The organism is Streptomyces sp. NBC_00158 (assembly GCF_045160885.1).
Lineage (GTDB): Bacteria > Actinomycetota > Actinomycetes > Streptomycetales > Streptomycetaceae > Streptomyces.
The window spans coordinates 1,730,313-1,745,561 of the sequence record NZ_CP108161.1; the positions used below are offsets into that span (position 1 = coordinate 1,730,313).

At 74.4% G+C, this 15,249-nt stretch carries 12 protein-coding genes and 1 pseudogene; 7 read left to right on the forward strand and 6 right to left on the reverse strand.

Annotation, left to right across the window (positions count from 1 at the left end):
- Window positions 1–22: 22 nt before the first annotated feature.
- Window positions 23–268 (forward strand): antitoxin, encoded by a 246-nt coding sequence (locus OG553_RS07650; protein ID WP_405978270.1) that lies wholly within the window; start codon window positions 23–25, stop codon window positions 266–268.
- A gap of 126 nt (window positions 269–394) precedes the next feature.
- Here OG553_RS07650 and OG553_RS07655 read toward each other — a convergent pair whose 3' ends face one another.
- Together OG553_RS07655 and miaB are read right to left on the reverse strand one after the other, a co-directional pair.
- Window positions 395–1,117, reverse strand: coding sequence for a hypothetical protein (locus OG553_RS07655; RefSeq protein WP_405978271.1), 723 nt, complete (start codon window positions 1,115–1,117; stop codon window positions 395–397).
- A 34-nt stretch (window positions 1,118–1,151) separates the two neighbouring features.
- Window positions 1,152–2,672 (reverse strand): tRNA (N6-isopentenyl adenosine(37)-C2)-methylthiotransferase MiaB, encoded by a 1,521-nt coding sequence (gene miaB / locus OG553_RS07660; protein ID WP_405978272.1) that lies wholly within the window; start codon window positions 2,670–2,672, stop codon window positions 1,152–1,154.
- A gap of 68 nt (window positions 2,673–2,740) precedes the next feature.
- On the opposite strand from miaB, the gene OG553_RS07665 reads away from it, so the two are divergent.
- Both OG553_RS07665 and OG553_RS07670 read left to right on the forward strand, forming a co-directional pair.
- A complete protein-coding gene (locus OG553_RS07665; protein WP_405978273.1) occupies window positions 2,741–3,667 on the forward strand; it encodes a LysR family transcriptional regulator in 927 nt (308 codons plus the stop codon).
- A gap of 528 nt (window positions 3,668–4,195) precedes the next feature.
- Complete coding sequence (locus OG553_RS07670) at window positions 4,196–5,191, forward strand: TAXI family TRAP transporter solute-binding subunit (RefSeq protein ID WP_405978274.1); 996 nt, start codon at window positions 4,196–4,198, stop codon at window positions 5,189–5,191.
- Here OG553_RS07670 and OG553_RS07675 read toward each other — a convergent pair.
- Both OG553_RS07675 and OG553_RS07680 read right to left on the reverse strand, forming a co-directional pair.
- Window positions 5,181–6,146, reverse strand: a complete 966-nt coding sequence (locus OG553_RS07675; protein WP_405982985.1) for an ROK family protein — start codon at window positions 6,144–6,146, stop codon at window positions 5,181–5,183. The two genes, OG553_RS07670 and OG553_RS07675, sit on opposite strands and share 11 nt — an antisense overlap.
- 55 nt (window positions 6,147–6,201) lie before the next feature.
- A pseudogene (locus tag OG553_RS07680) lies at window positions 6,202–7,268 on the reverse strand (LacI family DNA-binding transcriptional regulator).
- 180 nt (window positions 7,269–7,448) lie between these two features.
- On the opposite strand from OG553_RS07680, the gene OG553_RS07685 reads away from it, so the two are divergent.
- On the forward strand, window positions 7,449–8,684 hold the full coding sequence (locus OG553_RS07685) for a glycosyl hydrolase (RefSeq protein ID WP_405978275.1): 1,236 nt from the start codon (window positions 7,449–7,451) through the stop codon (window positions 8,682–8,684).
- A 198-nt stretch (window positions 8,685–8,882) separates the two neighbouring features.
- Window positions 8,883–11,015, forward strand: coding sequence for an endo-beta-N-acetylglucosaminidase (locus OG553_RS07690; protein ID WP_405978276.1), 2,133 nt, complete (start codon window positions 8,883–8,885; stop codon window positions 11,013–11,015).
- Window positions 11,016–11,025: 10 nt separating this feature from the next.
- On the opposite strand, the gene OG553_RS07695 is transcribed toward OG553_RS07690, so the two are convergent.
- Complete coding sequence (locus tag OG553_RS07695; RefSeq protein ID WP_405978277.1) at window positions 11,026–12,438, reverse strand: ATP-binding protein; 1,413 nt, start codon at window positions 12,436–12,438, stop codon at window positions 11,026–11,028.
- A 13-nt stretch (window positions 12,439–12,451) separates the two neighbouring features.
- Window positions 12,452–13,153, reverse strand: a complete 702-nt coding sequence (locus OG553_RS07700) for a response regulator transcription factor (RefSeq protein ID WP_405978278.1) — start codon at window positions 13,151–13,153, stop codon at window positions 12,452–12,454.
- 277 nt (window positions 13,154–13,430) lie between these two features.
- Between OG553_RS07700 and OG553_RS07705 the strand changes: the two genes are divergently transcribed.
- Both OG553_RS07705 and OG553_RS07710 read left to right on the forward strand, forming a co-directional pair.
- Window positions 13,431–14,216, forward strand: coding sequence for an amino acid ABC transporter ATP-binding protein (locus OG553_RS07705; protein WP_042801963.1), 786 nt, complete (start codon window positions 13,431–13,433; stop codon window positions 14,214–14,216).
- Window positions 14,217–14,315: 99 nt separating this feature from the next.
- On the forward strand, window positions 14,316–15,170 hold the full coding sequence (locus OG553_RS07710) for a glutamate ABC transporter substrate-binding protein (protein ID WP_405978279.1): 855 nt from the start codon (window positions 14,316–14,318) through the stop codon (window positions 15,168–15,170).
- Window positions 15,171–15,249 lie beyond the last annotated feature (79 nt).

Here is a 15,249-nt window from a genome sequence, read left to right on the forward strand (position 1 = left end):
TCACGCCACTGGAAGGTGCCCCATGGGGTTCATGGACAATCTGAAGGCCAAGCTCGCTCCGGCGAAGGACAAGGTCGGCGACCTCGCGCAGCAGCACGAGGGCAGGATCGGCGAGGGCCTGGACAAGGTCGCCAAGGTCGTGGACTCCAAGACCCATGGCAAGTACAGCGACCGGATCACGACCGGCGCGGACAAGGCGAAGGACGCCCTGGGCAAGATCGCGCACAAGGACACCCCCGGCGGGCCGACGCCGCCGGCCGCTTCCTGACGCGGTGACCGGAGGGGCGCGGGATCTGAAGATCCCGCGCCCCTCCGTCATGCGTGCGCGTGTCGCGCGTGTCGTGCGTGTGCGTGTCGCGCGTGCGGGCGGCGGGGTGCGCCGCCCGGGTGTCCGCTACGACCAGGCGGCCACGAAGTAGCCGACCCCGTACGGGGCGTCCTCGTACAGCAGCCGGCCGTCCAGGCCCGCGCCCTCCGCGGCACCCGCGAGCACCTGCCAGGGCGCCCGGCCGGCCGCCAGCAGCTCGGCGGCGAGCGCGGGGTCCAGCGCGGCGAGGGCCCGCGTGTCGGCGGCGCCCAGGGCCCGCCCGGCGGCGGCGTCGAAGGCGGCGGCCCGTTCGTCCAGGTAGCCGGGGGCCTTCAGGGTCCGGCAGGCACTGCCGTCGCCCATGACGAGCATGGCCACCCGGTCCGCGGAGCGGCCCAGGTCCGCGCCGAGGAGGCCGCAGCCACTGGCCGGGAGGTCCTCGGCGACGGCCACCCCGGCGACCGGGGCCGCCGCCCAGCGGGCCTGCCCGAGCAGCCAGCCGGCCACCGCGAGGGAGGGCGGGAGGACGGTGCCGGTGGCCTCGCCGGTCGGCGGTCCGCCCAGGTCCGGTCCCAGGGTGACGGTCAGGTCCACCCCGACGCCGGCGAAGCCGCCGGGCGTGCCCTGGTCGTACCCGCCGCCCTCGGCCGCGGCCCCGACCACGACCAGCAGGTCGGGCCGGGCGGCGGCGAGCACGGCCAGCGCGTCGGAGCAGGCGGTACGGGCGTCGTCGAGTTCGGCGGCGGCGCCCGCGGCGACCTCCGGCACGAGGAGCGGCGGGGCGGGGCAGACGGCGGCGGCTACGAGCATGATCCGCAGCCTAGCCGCCCCGGCCCCCGCGCGGTCAGTCGATCGCGCAGCCCGAGGTGGCCGCCGGCAGCGGGGCCGGGACGCCGATGGACGGGATGCCGAGCATGACGCCCGCCGGCTGCGCCGGTGCCGCGTTGCGCTTCTCCCAGGCGTCGCCGGCGCGGGTGCGGCGCACGGACTGCGTCGGGCCTTCGGCGAGGAGGTGGTGAGGGGCCGCGTAGGTGATCTCCACGGTGACCACGTCGCCGGGGCGGACGTCCTCGTCGGGCTTGGTGAAGTGCACGAGCCGGTTGTCGGGGGCACGGCCGGACAGGCGGGCGGTGGCCCCGTCCTTGCGGCCCTCGCCCTCGGCGACCATGACCTCCAGGGTCCGGCCGACCTGCTTCTTGTTCTCCTCCCAGGAGATCTCCTCCTGGAGGGCGACCAGGCGCATGTAGCGGTCCTGGACGACCTCCTTGGGGATCTGCCCCTCCATCTCGGCGGCCGGGGTGCCGGGGCGCTTGGAGTACTGGAAGGTGAAGGCGCTGGCGAAGCGGGCCTCGCGCACGACGTGCATCGTCTGCTGGAAGTCCTCCTCGGTCTCGCCGGGGAAGCCGACGATGATGTCGGTGGAGATCGCGGCGTGCGGGATCGCGGCGCGGACCTTCTCGATGATGCCGAGGAATCGCTCCTGCCGGTACGACCGGCGCATCGCACGCAGGATCGGGTCGGAACCCGACTGCAGCGGCATGTGCAGCTGCGGCATCACGTTCGGGGTCTCGGCCATGGCGGCGATGACGTCGTCGGTGAAGTCCTTGGGGTGCGGGGAGGTGAAGCGGACCCGCTCCAGGCCCTCGATCTGGCCGCAGGCGCGCAGCAGCTTGGAGAAGGCCTCGCGGTCGCCGAGGTCGGAGCCGTAGGCGTTGACGTTCTGGCCGAGCAGGGTGATCTCGGAGACGCCCTCGGCGACCAGGGCCTCGACCTCGGCGAGGATGTCGCCGGGCCGGCGGTCCTCCTCCTTGCCGCGCAGCGCCGGGACGATGCAGAAGGTGCAGGTGTTGTTGCAGCCGACGGAGATCGAGACCCAGGCGGCGTACGCGGACTCGCGGCGGGTCGGGAGCGTGGAGGGGAAGGCCTCCAGCGACTCGGCGATCTCGATCTGGGCCTCCTCCTGGACGCGGGCGCGCTCGAGGAGGACCGGCAGCTTGCCGATGTTGTGCGTGCCGAAGACCACGTCGACCCAGGGGGCCTTCTTGACGATGGTGTCGCGGTCCTTCTGGGCGAGGCAGCCGCCGACGGCGATCTGCATGCCGGGGCGCTTCGTCTTCATCGGGGCGAGCCGGCCGAGGTTGCCGTACAGCTTGTTGTCGGCGTTCTCGCGGACGGCGCAGGTGTTGAAGACGACGACGTCGGCGTCGCCGTCGCAGCCCTCGGGCGCGCGGACGTAGCCGGCGTCCTCCAGCAGACCGGAGAGCCGCTCGGAGTCGTGCACGTTCATCTGGCACCCGTAGGTGCGCACCTCGTAAGTTCCCTTGGGGTCCACCACTGCCGTGCTCCGGTCGCTGCTGCTGGTCATGCATCAAGGGTAGGCGGTGCCGGAGGGCCCTCCGGTCGCCCGGTGCCCCCGGCCTGGACTCGCCGCTCATGGAGCTGTCCCAGTTGCGGTACCTCGTGGCGGTGGCCGACGAGGGCGGCTTCACCCGGGCCGCCGAGCGGCTGCACGTGTCCCAGCCCGGGGTGAGCGCGCAGATCGGGCAGTTGGAGCGGGAGCTGGGGCAGCGGCTGCTGGACCGCTCGGGGCGGCGGGTGACGCCGACGGAGGCGGGCGCGGCGGTACTGGAGTACGCGCGGGCCGCGCTGGCGGCGGTGGAGGGGATCCGGCGGACCGCCGACGAGTTCTCGGGGCTGCTGCGGGGGCGGGTGGCGGTGGGGCTGGTGCCGGGGGCGGCTTCGGCGGCGGTGGGCGCCTTCGACGTGGTCGGGGTGCTGGGGGACTTCCACGACGCGCACCCCCGGGTGGAGATCTCGCTGGCCGAGGACACCTCGGAGCGGATGCTGGCGGCGCTGCGCCGGGGGGAGCTGGACCTGGCGGTGGCCGGGCTGGCCGGGGAGCCGCCGCGGGGGATCACGGCGCGGGTGGTGCTGGACGAGCCCCTCGTCGCGGTGGTCCGGGCCGACGACCCCCTCGTACGGACGGCCGTGGACGGCCGGGTCGCGCTGGCGGAGCTGCGCGGGCGGGCGCTGATCGCGCTGCCGCGCGGGACGGGGCTGCGCGCGGTGCTGGAGCGGGCCTGCGCCGAGGCGGGTTTCGGCCCGCGGGTGGACTTCGAGGCGGCCGCGCCGGCCGTGCTGGCCCGGCTGGCGGCACGGGGGCTGGGGGTGGCGGTGGTCCCGGAGGGCGCCGGGTCGGCGGCCGGGCCGGGGGTGCGGGCGCTGCGGATCACCGGGCCGGAGCTGCGCGGCCGGGTCGCGCTGGCCTGGCGTTCGGACGGCCCGTCCGGCCCGGCGGCCCGCCGGCTGCTGGCCCGCCTGTGCGCGGCCCTGCCGGGCCCTCCGGGGGACGCGGGGTAGCGGCGGGGCCGGACACGTCCATGCGCCACGGCGGCCGGCGGGGCGGAGGTACGGGGCGAACGCCGGAGGCGAAGGCGCAGGGCGATCGCCCACGGCCGAGGCGGCGGCCCGGGAGCGTGCGGGCAGGGCGGAAGCCGGGGCCGGCAGCGCGGGTCGGGCCGCCTGAGCCGCCCGTCGGCCGGTTCCGGCGGGCGCGGCGGCGCTTCCCGCCCCGCTCCCGGCAGCGCCGTGCGGTCGCCGTGCGGGGCCGGAGCCACCGCCACGTTCCGCCGGAACCGGGCCCCCGCCGAGCCGTACCGGGCAGGGCGGGGCCGGAGAATCGACGCCACGTTCCGCCGGAACCGGGCCCCCGCCGGGCCGTACCGGGCAGGGCGGGGCCGGGGGCGAGGCCGCGTCCGCCGGAACCGGGCCCCCGCCGGGCCCGTACGGGCCGGGCAGGGTTCGCGCTCCGCTCGCGGGAGGGCCGCGCCGGGCGGCGGGGGCGGGCCGGCCGTGACAGGACGGCGGGGCGGGTGGGAGGATCCCGGCATGCCCCTCGTACCTCCCCGCATCAGCCGGCGCCGCCTCGTTCTGGGGCTGGTCGCCGTGCTGGTCGTGCTCGGGGGGCTGCTGTGGTGGCCGAGGCCCTTTGCGGAGCCGGAGCTCAAGGGCGGGCTGACCTTCAGCACGGGTGTGCGTACGGGTGTCTACCACCGCTACGGGCAGCTGCTGGAGGGGGCGCTCGCGCAGGACATGCCCGGGGTGGAGGTGCGGCTGGAGCCCAGCGAGGGTTCGCAGCAGAACCTCCAGCGGGTGGCCGCGGGGCAGGCGGACTTCACGATCGCCACGGCGGACGCGGTCTCCAAGTACCGGGCCGACGGGAAGCAGGGCGCGGACCGGCTGCGGGGCTGCGCGCGGCTCTACGACGACTACGTGCAGCTGGTGGTGCCGGCGGGTTCGCCGGTGCAGTCGGCCCGCGACCTGCGGGGCAAGCGGGTCGCGGTGGGCCAGGACGGCTCCGGCGTCAGGCTGGTCTCGGAGCGGCTGCTGACGGCGGCGAAGCTGAACCCGCACAAGGACATCACCGCCGTCGGGATCGGCATCGACACCATGCCCGCCGAGCTGGAGGCGGGGCGGATCGACGCCTTCTTCTGGTCGGGCGGCCTTCCGACGAACGCGGTGCGCGAGCTTTCGGAGCGCTTCGACATCCGGCTCGTGCAGCTGGGCGACCTGGTCGAGCAGCTCCAGGCCAGCGGCAGCCCGGCCCGCTACTACCGCGCCGCGGTGATGCCGCAGGACGCGTACGCGCGGGCCCGCAACACCTCGGCGGTGGCGACGCTCGCCGTGCCGAACCTGCTGGTGACCCGGGAGGACACCAGTGCGGAGCTGACCGAGCAGTTCACCCGGACGGTGATCCTCAGCCGGGACCGGATCGGGCACCAGGTGCACGCCGCCCAGCTGGTGGACCTGCGGACGGCGATCTACACGGATCCGCTGGACCTGCACGAGGGGGCCCGGCGGTACTACCGCTCGGTCAAGCCGTAGGCAGCAGCATCATCGCGGCGGCGGCCGCGCCGATCAGCCCGGCGTGGGTGCCGAGGGTGGCCGGGACGACCTGGAGGTCCTTGACGAAGGACAGGGTCGCGTACGAGGCCAGGTGCCTCCGGATCGGTGCGAAGAGGGTGTCCCCGCTGGCGGCGACCCCGCCCCCGATCACCGCGATGTCGGTCTCGACGAGGGTGGCGGTCGCGGCGATGGCCGCCGCGAGGGCCCGCCCGGCGCGGTCGAAGGCGGCCACCGCCACCGGGTCGCCGGCCGCGGCGGAGGCGGCGACGCCCGCCGCGGTGGGGTCGGGGCCGGTCCAGCCCTGGGCGAGGGCCCAGCGGGCGATGGCGGTCCCGGAGGCGAGGGATTCGACGCAGCCGTGGCCCCCGCAGACGCACCGCTCACCGTCGAAGGCGACGCTGATGTGGCCGATGTGACCGGCGTTGCCGGTGGGGCCGGGGTGGAGCTGGTTGTTCAGGATCAGGCCGCCGCCGACCCCGGTGGAGACCACCATGCACAGGGCGTTCGCGTGTCCCCGGGCGGCGCCGAGCCAGTGCTCGGCGGCCGTCATGGCCACGCCGTCGCCGGCCAGCACGACCGGGATGCGGGCGCCCCGCGCGGCCAGCTCGGCGGCGGTCCGCGCCTGTACGGGGAACTCCCGCCAGGCCCCGATGTTGACCGGGCTCACGGTGCCCCGGGAGGTGTCCACGGGGCCGGCGCTGCCGATGCCGCAGCGGACGGCCTTCGCCCACAGGGGGTCCTGCGCCAGTTCCGCGACCACCTCCGCGACCGCCGCCATGACCCCGTCGGCGTCCGTGCCGCGCGGGGTGGGACGCCGGGTGACCGCGGTCATCGCGCCGTCGGGGTGGACCAGCGCCCCGGCGATCTTCGTACCGCCGATGTCGATCGCCACGGTCGGGCCGGCGACGGCGGCCGCGGCGGCACCGCGCGGCACGGGGAAGGCTGAGGTGGGGGTGGTCACGGAGGCGCTCCTGCGAAGGGGTCGGATTTCAGTATGCCGCCGAGGGCGGGGCCGTACTCTCGCGGGGTTCCAGCCGGGGCAGCTCGCTCTCCCGGGCCCGGGGCGGGCCTCCCGCGAGGAGCGCGAGGAGCTCCTCGGCCGCGAGCCGCCCGAATCCGGCGGTGTCGCGGACCAGCGCGGTCAGCCGGGGGTGGGTGACCCGGCACAGGGCGGAGTCGTCCCAGGCGACGATGGAGAGCCGGCCGGGCACGGGGATGCCCAGCCCGGCGGCGACCGCGCTGCCGGCCACCGCCATCACGTCGTTGTCGTAGACGAGGGCGGTGGGCGGGTCCGGCTCGGCCAGGACCCGGCGGGTGGCGGCGGCGCCCTCGGCGTCGGAGTAGTCGGTGGGCACCGACCGGACGTGCCCCTCGGGGAGCCCGAGCCGGCGGGCCTCGGCGCGCAGCGAGGCGATGCGGCGGGCCGTGTGGGCGAGGCCGGGCAGGCCGGCGACGTGCGTGATCCGGCGGTGGCCGAGCCCGTGGAGGTGCCCCAGCACCCCGGCCATGGCGCGGGCGTCGTCGGCCCAGACGGACGACAGCGGCGGCGGGGAATCCGGCGCCACCGGCTCCCCGGACACCACCGGCTCCCCCGTCCCGCCGACGAACACGGCCGGGAGCCCGAGCCGGGCCAGCAGCTCCGGGCGCGGGTCCCGCGTACGGGGGTCGACGACGAGGACCCCGTCCACGCGCCGTTCGGCCCACCAGCGGCGGTGGACGGCGCATTCGGCGTCGATGTCCTCCACCACCTGGAAGAGCAGCGCGGTCCGCCCGGCGGAGAGCACCTCCTGTACGCCCGAGACGAGCTGGAGGAAGAACGACTCGACGCCGAGGGTGTGCGCGGGCCGGGCCAGCACCAGCCCGACGGACCCGCAGCGCTCGCCGGACAGCACCCGGGCGGCGTGGTTGGGCTGCAGCCCAGTTCCTCGGCGACCCGGCGGACCCGGGCGCGGGTGTCCTCGGAGACTCCCGGCCTGCCGTTGAGCGCGAAGGAGACCGCGCTCTCGGACACACCGGCCCGGCGGGCGATGTCCTTGATGGTGGGTCTGCGGGCCATGCCTGCCTCATCCCTCGGTGACGTGGACTGCGTTGGGGCGGACCGTACGCGATCCGCCCCCGCGGGTCCGCACCCCCGGCGAAACCCGGCCGCCCGGCGGCAAAGGCACTGTTGACCCCGCCCCGCGCGGCCCGGCAGGTTGTGGGCGTCCGGCGCATCCCCCCAACCCCGGGACCCTCCATGCACCGCACCCTGCGCTTCGGCGTCAACTACACCCCGGCACGCGGCTGGTTCCACCACTGGCTGGACTTCGACCTCTCCGAGGTCGGGGCCGACCTCGATTCGATCGCCGCCCTCGGCCTGGACCACGTACGGGTGTTCCCGCTGTGGCCGCTCTTCCAGCCCAACCGCACGCTGATCCGGCCGCGCGCCGTCGAGCAGCTCATCGCCCTCGCCGACGCGGCCGCCGCGCGCGGGCTCGACGTCGCCGTGGACGGCCTCCAGGGGCACCTGTCGAGCTTCGACTTCCTGCCCGCCTGGACGCGGACCTGGCACCGGCGGAACCTCTTCACCGACCCGGACCTCGTCGCCGGCCAGGAGGAGTACCTGCGCACCCTCGCCGCCGCCCTCGCCGGCCGGCCGAACTTCCTCGGGATGACGGTGGGCAACGAGATCAACCAGTTCTCCGGCCCCCCGCACCCCGACCCCGACCGCATCACCCCCGAGCAGGCGGGCCGCTGGCTGGAGCGGATGCTCGCCGCCTGCGAACGGGGCGCGCCGGGGCGGATGCACGTGCACGCGGAGTACGACGCCGCCTGGTACCAGGACGGGCACCCCTTCACCCCGGCCCAGGCGGCCCGGCTGGGCGCGGCCACCGCGGTGCACTCGTGGGTGTTCAACGGCACCGCGCAGCGCCACGGCCGGACCGGGACGGCCACCGAGCACCACGCCGCTTACCTGGTCGAGCTGTCGAAGGCCTGGGCCGAGGACCCCGCGCGCCCGGTGTGGCTCCAGGAGGTCGGGGCGCCGGCGCCGCTGATCCCCCCGGAGCACACCGCCCGGTTCACGGCCGCCACGCTGGCGGCCGCACTGGACTGCCCCGGGCTGTGGGGAGTGACGTGGTGGTGCTCGCACGACGTGTCCCGGGAGCTCGCGGACTTCCCGGAGCTGGAGTACGGCCTCGGCCTGCTCACCAACGACCGCCGCACCAAGCCCGCGGGGACCGTCCTGGCCCGCGTGGCCGCGGCGTGGCGGGACCGCGAGCACCGCCCGCCCGTACGCGACACCGCGCTGGTCCTGGACGAAACCGTTGGCCGTTCGACCTGCGCCCCGGGCGGCCCCTTCTTCGAAGCCTGGTCCTCCCTGACGGCCCGGGGCGCCCGCCCGACGGTGGTCCTGGCGGACCGCGCGCAGGACCCCACCCACCTGTCCGCACGCGGCATCACACAAGTACTCCACCTCAAGGACTTGGAATGACGGCCGGCACCGGGCCGGGGCCGGGGGCGGGGTGGGGTGTCGTCCGGGACTAGAACGAGATGTTTTCGGCGCGCGGTACCGCAAGGCAGCACACGCACGGATCAGGCGCCGAACATCGAAGCCCGTCCCGGACGACACCCCACCCCGTCACCGGCCCCGGCCCCACCCCCGCCCGAGTCGCACCGTGAGGAGCCTCCGATGCCCGACCCCGCCCCCTTACCCCCGACCAGACGCACCCTCCTGGCCGCCGCAGCCGCCGGAGCCGCAGCCGGAGCCGCAGCCCCGCTCCTCGGCCCGCCCACCCCGGCGGCAGCAGCCCCCGCACCCACCGCCCCGCCCGGCACCGGCACCGGCACCGGCACCGGCACCGGCGACCTGACCCCCCACGCCTCCTACTGGTTCCCCGGCTCCCTCCCCCACGGCACCCCCGCCCCCGGCGTCGTCTGGCGCTCGCTCGGCGACTGGAACCCGGAGTCGGACCCGGACCTCGCCCACAACACCGCGTCCGTGCCGCTGGCCCCGCGCTTCACCCCCGTCCCCCCGCACCGCGGCGCCCGCGCCGGCCAGGCCCGGATATCGGCGCTGGTCTCGTTCGGGCCGACCTCCCGCAATCCCTCACAGGGCTCGGCGACCGCCGACCACTACGCCCTGACGCACTGGGCGTACCTCGACGAGCTGGTCTTCTGGGGCGGCTCCGCCGGCGAGGGCCTCGTCCTGGCACCGAACGCGCCCGTCGTCGACGCCGCCCACCGCCACGGGGTCCCGGTGCTGGGCAACGTCTTCCTGCCGCCCGTCGCCTACGGAGGCGACCTCCAGTGGACGCGCGACCTCGTGCGGCGGGAGCCCGACGGCCGGTTCCCGGTCGCGGAGCAGCTGGTCCGCGTGGCGGTGGCGCACGGCTTCGACGGCTGGTTCGTCAACGCCGAGACGGACGGCGGCGACAGCGCCCTCGCCACCCGGATGCGCGAGTTCCTGCGGGCGCTGCGGGCGGCGGGCGCGCCGCACGGGCTGCGCATCACCTGGTACGACGCGATGAACATCACCGGCAGGGTCGGCTGGCAGGGCGCCCTGAACGCGCTCAACCAGGAGTTCTTCGAGGACCGTTCGGGCCGGGTCGCGGACACGGTGTTCGTGGACTTCCGCTGGACGGCGCGCACCCTCACCGACTCCGGCGCCCTCGCCGGCCGGCTCGGCCGCAGCCGCCACGAGCTGTGGGCGGCGGTGGACGTGGAGTCCAAGGGCTGGGACTCCGCCGTCCGTTGGGACGCGATCGTGCCGCGCGACCGCGACCACGTGGTCAGTCTCGGCCTCTACCGGCCGGAGTGGACCCGCAACCACCTCACGGACCGCTCCCCCGGCGCCTTCCACCGCGCCGACGACCGGTTCTGGACGGGCGAGTCCCTGGATCCGTCCAGGCCCGCGCCGCAGGCCGCCTGGCGGGCCCCGGCCACCTTCGTCGCGGACCGCTCCACCGTCGCCGGGCTGCCGTTCGGCTGTTCCTTCAACACCGGGCACGGGCTGCGCTGGTACGAGGACGGCGCGGTCGCCTCCGAGGAGCCGTGGAACCACCTGGCGCTCCAGGACCGGCTCCCGGGCCGGCGCTGGGTGGTGGACACGGCCGGGGCGCGCCCCTCGGTGACCCTGGACTTCGCGGACGCCTGGCGCGGGGGTTCCAGCCTGCTGGTGGCGGGCGCGCTCACCGGGCCGGCGACGGTCGCCCTGCACTCGACTCGCCTGCCCCTGACCGGCGGCGCCGTCGCGGAACTGGTCCACACGAGCGGCGGCGCGGCGCCGGTGTCCGTGGAGCTCGGCGTCGCCGTCCGCGAGCCGTCCGCCCCGGGGGCTCCGGTGCCGTACACGTGGCTGGCGGCGGGGACGGCGGGCGCCGGCCAGGGCTGGCGGACCTCCCGCGTCCCCCTCGCGCGCCTGGCCGGGAGGACCGCGTACGCGCTTGCCGTACGGATCACCGCGCCCGGGAAGGCGGCGGTGTCCTGGCGGCTCGGTGCCCTGACGGTACGCGACACCGCCGCGCGGCGGTCCCCGGCCCCGCCCCCGCACCTCAGGGTGGAGGCCGTCTCCCCGCAGGGCGACGGCCGCGCCGGGCTCCGCCTGCGCTGGGACCGGGCGGCCGGGCCGGTCCGGCACTACGAGCTCCACCGCCTCCTGCCCGACGGCACCCGCCGCTTCCTGGCCGGCACCTGCGCGGCCGCCCTCCACGTGCCCCTGGTCGTCCGCGCGGACGGGGAGCGGGCGGCCGTCTTCGAGCTCCGGACGCTGGACGAGACGTACACCGCCTCCGCCCCGGCCCGCACCGAGCTCCCCTGGCCCTGAGCCCTGAGCCCTAGCCCTCCTGCGGGTCGGTGCGGGGCACGGCCACCGTCACGCGCAGCCCGTGCGGCGGGTTCGTCTCGTAGGAGATGGACCCGCCGCCCGAGGCGAGCAGGGCGCGGGAGATCGACAGGCCGAGGCCGGAGCCCTTCACGTTCTGGTGGCGGCCGCTGCGCCAGAAGCGGTCGCCGACGCGCAGCAGCTCGTCCTCGGTCAGGCCGGGTCCCCGGTCGGCGACGACGACGAGCGCGCTGCGTCCCTCGGCGGAGACGGACACTTCGACCTCCTCGCCGGTGGGGGTGAACTTCAGGGCGTTGTCGATGACGGCGTCGAGGGCGCTGGACAGGGCGATGGGGTCGGCCCAGCCGGTGACGGCGGTGCGGCCCGCCTCGGTGAGCCGTACGCCCTTTTCCTCGGCGTAGGGGCGCCAGGCGGCGACCCGTTCGGCGGCGAGCTCCCCGATGTCGGTGAGGCTGATCTCGGCGGAGGCGTGTTCGGCCAGCGCCAGGTCCAGCAGGTCGTCCAGGACCTGGGCGAGGCGTTTGCCCTCGGTGCGCACGGAGGCGATCTCCTCGTTGCCCTCGGGGAGTTCGAGGGCGAGGAGCTCGATGCGCAGGAGCAGCGCGGCGAGCGGGTTGCGCAGCTGGTGGGAGGCGTCCGCGACGAACGCCCGCTGCTGCTCCAGTACCTCTTCGACGTTGTCAGCCATCTCGTTGAACGAGCGGGCCAGCCGTCTGAGTTCCGGCGGGCCGCTCGCGGCTGCGACGCGGGAGTTCATCCGTCCGGTGGCGATGCCGTGGGCGGCGGCGTCCAGGGTCCGTACGGGCTTGAGCACCCAGCTGGTCAGGCGCAGGGCGGCGCCGAAGGCGACCAGCATGGCGGCGGCGAGGCCCGCGGCGATGACCGCCCACCCGCGCAGGGTGCGGGCGCGCATCTGGTCGGTGGGTGATTCGGTGGCGACGACGGCGACGACGTCGCCGTTGAGGACGACCGGGGAGACGACGAGGAGTTTGCCGCTGGTCTGCCAGGGCCAGACCTGGCCGGGGTCGTGGCTGCGCCGGCCGGCGAGGGCGTCCTGGAAGGCGCGCTGGCCTTCCGTGGACTCGGGGAGCTGCCACCAGCCGGGGGAGCGGACCATGGCGTTGTCGTCGCGGTAGAAGATGCCGACGCGGATGCCGTACAGCTCGTGGTAGCGGGCGAGTTCGAGCTGGAGGGTGTTGCGGCGGTCGTCGGCGCCGCTGGCTCCGGAGCCCTCGGCGTCGATGACGAACTGTGCGAGGGCCGCGAAGCGGGCGCTGTCGTCGATGCGGTCGACCACCACCCGCTGCTGCTGGGCGGCGGCCAGGCTGACGGCGAGCGGGAGGCCGAGCGCGATCAGGACGCCCGCCATCAGGATGACCAGGAGCGGGAGCAGCCGGGTGCGCACGGCGGGGACCCCGCTAGGGGGCGGCCGGGGTGACGAGCCGGTAGCCCACCCCGCGGACGGTCTCGATGAGGGCGGGCATGCCGAGCTTGGAGCGCAGCGAGGCGACGTGCACCTCCAGGGTGCGGCCGGTGCCCTCCCAGCTGGTGCGCCAGACCTCGCTGATGATCTGCTCGCGGCGGAAGACGACGCCGGGCCGCTGCGCGAGCAGGGCCAGCAGGTCGAACTCCTTGCGGGTGAGGGGTACGTCGGTGCCGTTCACGGTGACGCGGCGGGTGGGCAGCTCCACGGCGACGGGGCCGAGCCGGACCGTGCCGGGGGCGCTCTCGGGGGCGGCGGCCTCGTCGGAGGCGCCGGTGCGCCGGGCGACGGCGTGGATGCGGGCGAGGAGCTCGCCGGTGTCGTACGGCTTGACCACGTAGTCGTCGGCGCCCATGTTCAGGCCGTGGATGCGCGAGCGGACGTCGCCGCGGGCGGTGACCATGATGACGGGCGTGGAGGTGCGCTTGCGGATCTTGCCGCAGACCTCGTAGCCGTCCTGGTCGGGCAGGCCCAGGTCCAGGAGGACCACGCCGAAGGGCTTGGCGCCGGCGGGCAGCAGGGCCTGGAGGGCCTCCTCGCCGTTGCGGGCGTGGGTCACCTGGAAGCCGTGCCGGGCGAGGATCGCCGACAGGGCGGCGGCGACGTGGTCGTCGTCCTCGACGAGCAGCAGCCTCATGGCGTCCCCCTTCCGGCTTCTTCCGCTTCAGCTTCCGTACACATGGTCACCATGCATCCACGCCCATGGGAGAGTCCCACGTCAAGAGGGTTCCGGTCCGGCGAGTCTTCCGTTATGCACCCGGTACGAGTACATCGCGGCCTTCGTGGGTACCGGGTACGGAGCGTATCGGTGCGAGGCCGTTTCGTTATGCTCAATTCTCCCTCAGATGTGCTGACGGTGTGCTCATCTCGTCACTACATTCCTCCCAACCGACGGAGGACGGAGCAAGAAGCCGATGAGCGGAGTATCAGTGACCAAGGACGTGGAGGATGCGGCCGGTGCCGCCGACGACCTGGTCGTACTGAGCAACGTCAACAAGCACTTCGGCGCGCTGCACGTGCTTCAGGACATCGATCTGAGCATTGCCCGCGGTGAGGTCGTCGTGGTGATCGGGCCCTCGGGCTCGGGCAAGTCGACGCTGTGCCGGACCATCAACCGGCTGGAGACCATCGACTCGGGCAGCATCACGCTGGACGGGAAGCCGCTTCCGGCCGAGGGCAGGGAACTTGCCCGGCTGCGCGCGGACGTGGGCATGGTCTTCCAGTCGTTCAACCTGTTCGCGCACAAGACGGTGCTGCAGAACGTGATGCTGGGTCAGCTCAAGGTCCGCAAGACGGACCAGGCGACGGCCCTGGAGAAGGCGAAGGCGCTGCTGGACCGGGTGGGCGTCGGCGCGCAGGCCGACAAGTACCCGGCGCAGCTGTCCGGTGGCCAGCAGCAGCGCGTGGCGATCGCCCGGGCGCTGGCGATGGACCCGAAGGTGATGCTCTTCGACGAGCCCACCTCGGCGCTGGACCCGGAGATGATCAACGAGGTGCTGGAGGTCATGCAGCAGCTCGCCCGCGAGGGCATGACGATGGTCGTCGTCACGCACGAGATGGGCTTCGCCCGTTCGGCGGCCGACCGGGTCGTGTTCATGGCGGACGGGAAGATCGTCGAACAGGCCGCCCCGGAGCAGTTCTTCAGCGCCCCGAAGAGCGACCGCGCCAAGGACTTCCTCTCGAAGATCCTGCACCACTGACGCTCTCGTCTGGTAGTGATCCGATCGGCGGCCCGTGCCGTCGCCCCACGACGTGTCCTGCTCGTCGTTCAACAACGTCTCACCCGAGGGAAGTTCACCATGAAGGTTCTCAAGACCGGCGCTGCCGTTGCCACGGCCGTCGTTCTCGCCCTGACGGCGACCGCCTGTGGCGGCGGCAGCAAGGACGCGGCGAGCGACGGCGGTCCGTCCGGCGGCGGCAAGACGGACAAGATCGTCATCGGCATCAAGTTCGACCAGCCGGGCCTGGGCCTGAAGACCCCGGACGGCAAGTTCGAGGGCTTCGACGTCGACGTGGCGACCTACGTCGCCAAGGAGCTCGGCTACCAGCCGGACCAGATCGAGTGGAAGCAGGCCGTCAGCGCCGAGCGCGAGAACCTGATCTCCAACGGAGACGTGAAGTTCATCGCCGCCACGTACTCGATCAACGACAAGCGCAAGGCGCGCGTCGACTTCGCCGGCCCGTACTTCCTGGCCCACCAGGACCTGCTGGTCCGCGCCGACGACAACTCGATCACCAAGGTCGAGGACCTCAACAAGAAGAAGCTCTGCTCCGTCACCGGTTCGACCTCGGCGCAGAACATCAAGAAGGACGTCGCCAAGGACGCCGACCTTCAGGAGTTCCCGGGCTACTCCGAGTGCCTCACCGGCCTGGAGAACAAGGCCGTGGACGCGCTGACCACGGACAACTCGATCCTCGCCGGTTACGCCGCGCAGGAGAAGAACAAGGGCAAGTTCAAGCTCGTCGGCCTGAGCATGAGCAACGAGAACTACGGCATCGGTCTGAAGAAGGGCGACAAGGAGCTCCAGACCAAGATCAACGCCGCGCTGAAGAAGATGGTCTCGGACGGTTCCTGGGAAGCGGCCATCAAGAAGAACCTCGGCCCGGCCGGCTACAAGAACGAGCCTGCCCCGCAGATCACCGAAGGCAGCTGATTTCCCGGTGGGGTGCGTCGCCGCCCGCCCGTCCGCGGGCGGCGGCGCGCCCCACCGGCCATCCTGGGGAGAGCGCAGG

Excerpts from the sequence above, each read along its gene's own strand:
- OG553_RS07650 (WP_405978270.1), top strand. The coding sequence starts at position 23 with ATGGGGTTCATGGACAATCTGAAGGCCAAGCTCGCTCCGGCGAAGGAC.
- OG553_RS07655 (WP_405978271.1), bottom strand. The coding sequence starts at position 1,117 with ATGCTCGTAGCCGCCGCCGTCTGCCCCGCCCCGCCGCTCCTCGTGCCG.
- miaB (WP_405978272.1), bottom strand. The coding sequence starts at position 2,672 with ATGACCAGCAGCAGCGACCGGAGCACGGCAGTGGTGGACCCCAAGGGA.
- OG553_RS07665 (WP_405978273.1), top strand. The coding sequence starts at position 2,741 with ATGGAGCTGTCCCAGTTGCGGTACCTCGTGGCGGTGGCCGACGAGGGC.
- OG553_RS07670 (WP_405978274.1), top strand. The coding sequence starts at position 4,196 with ATGCCCCTCGTACCTCCCCGCATCAGCCGGCGCCGCCTCGTTCTGGGG.
- OG553_RS07685 (WP_405978275.1), top strand. The coding sequence starts at position 7,449 with ATGCACCGCACCCTGCGCTTCGGCGTCAACTACACCCCGGCACGCGGC.
- OG553_RS07690 (WP_405978276.1), top strand. The coding sequence starts at position 8,883 with ATGCCCGACCCCGCCCCCTTACCCCCGACCAGACGCACCCTCCTGGCC.
- OG553_RS07700 (WP_405978278.1), bottom strand. The coding sequence starts at position 13,153 with ATGAGGCTGCTGCTCGTCGAGGACGACGACCACGTCGCCGCCGCCCTG.
- OG553_RS07705 (WP_042801963.1), top strand. The coding sequence starts at position 13,431 with ATGAGCGGAGTATCAGTGACCAAGGACGTGGAGGATGCGGCCGGTGCC.
- OG553_RS07710 (WP_405978279.1), top strand. The coding sequence starts at position 14,316 with ATGAAGGTTCTCAAGACCGGCGCTGCCGTTGCCACGGCCGTCGTTCTC.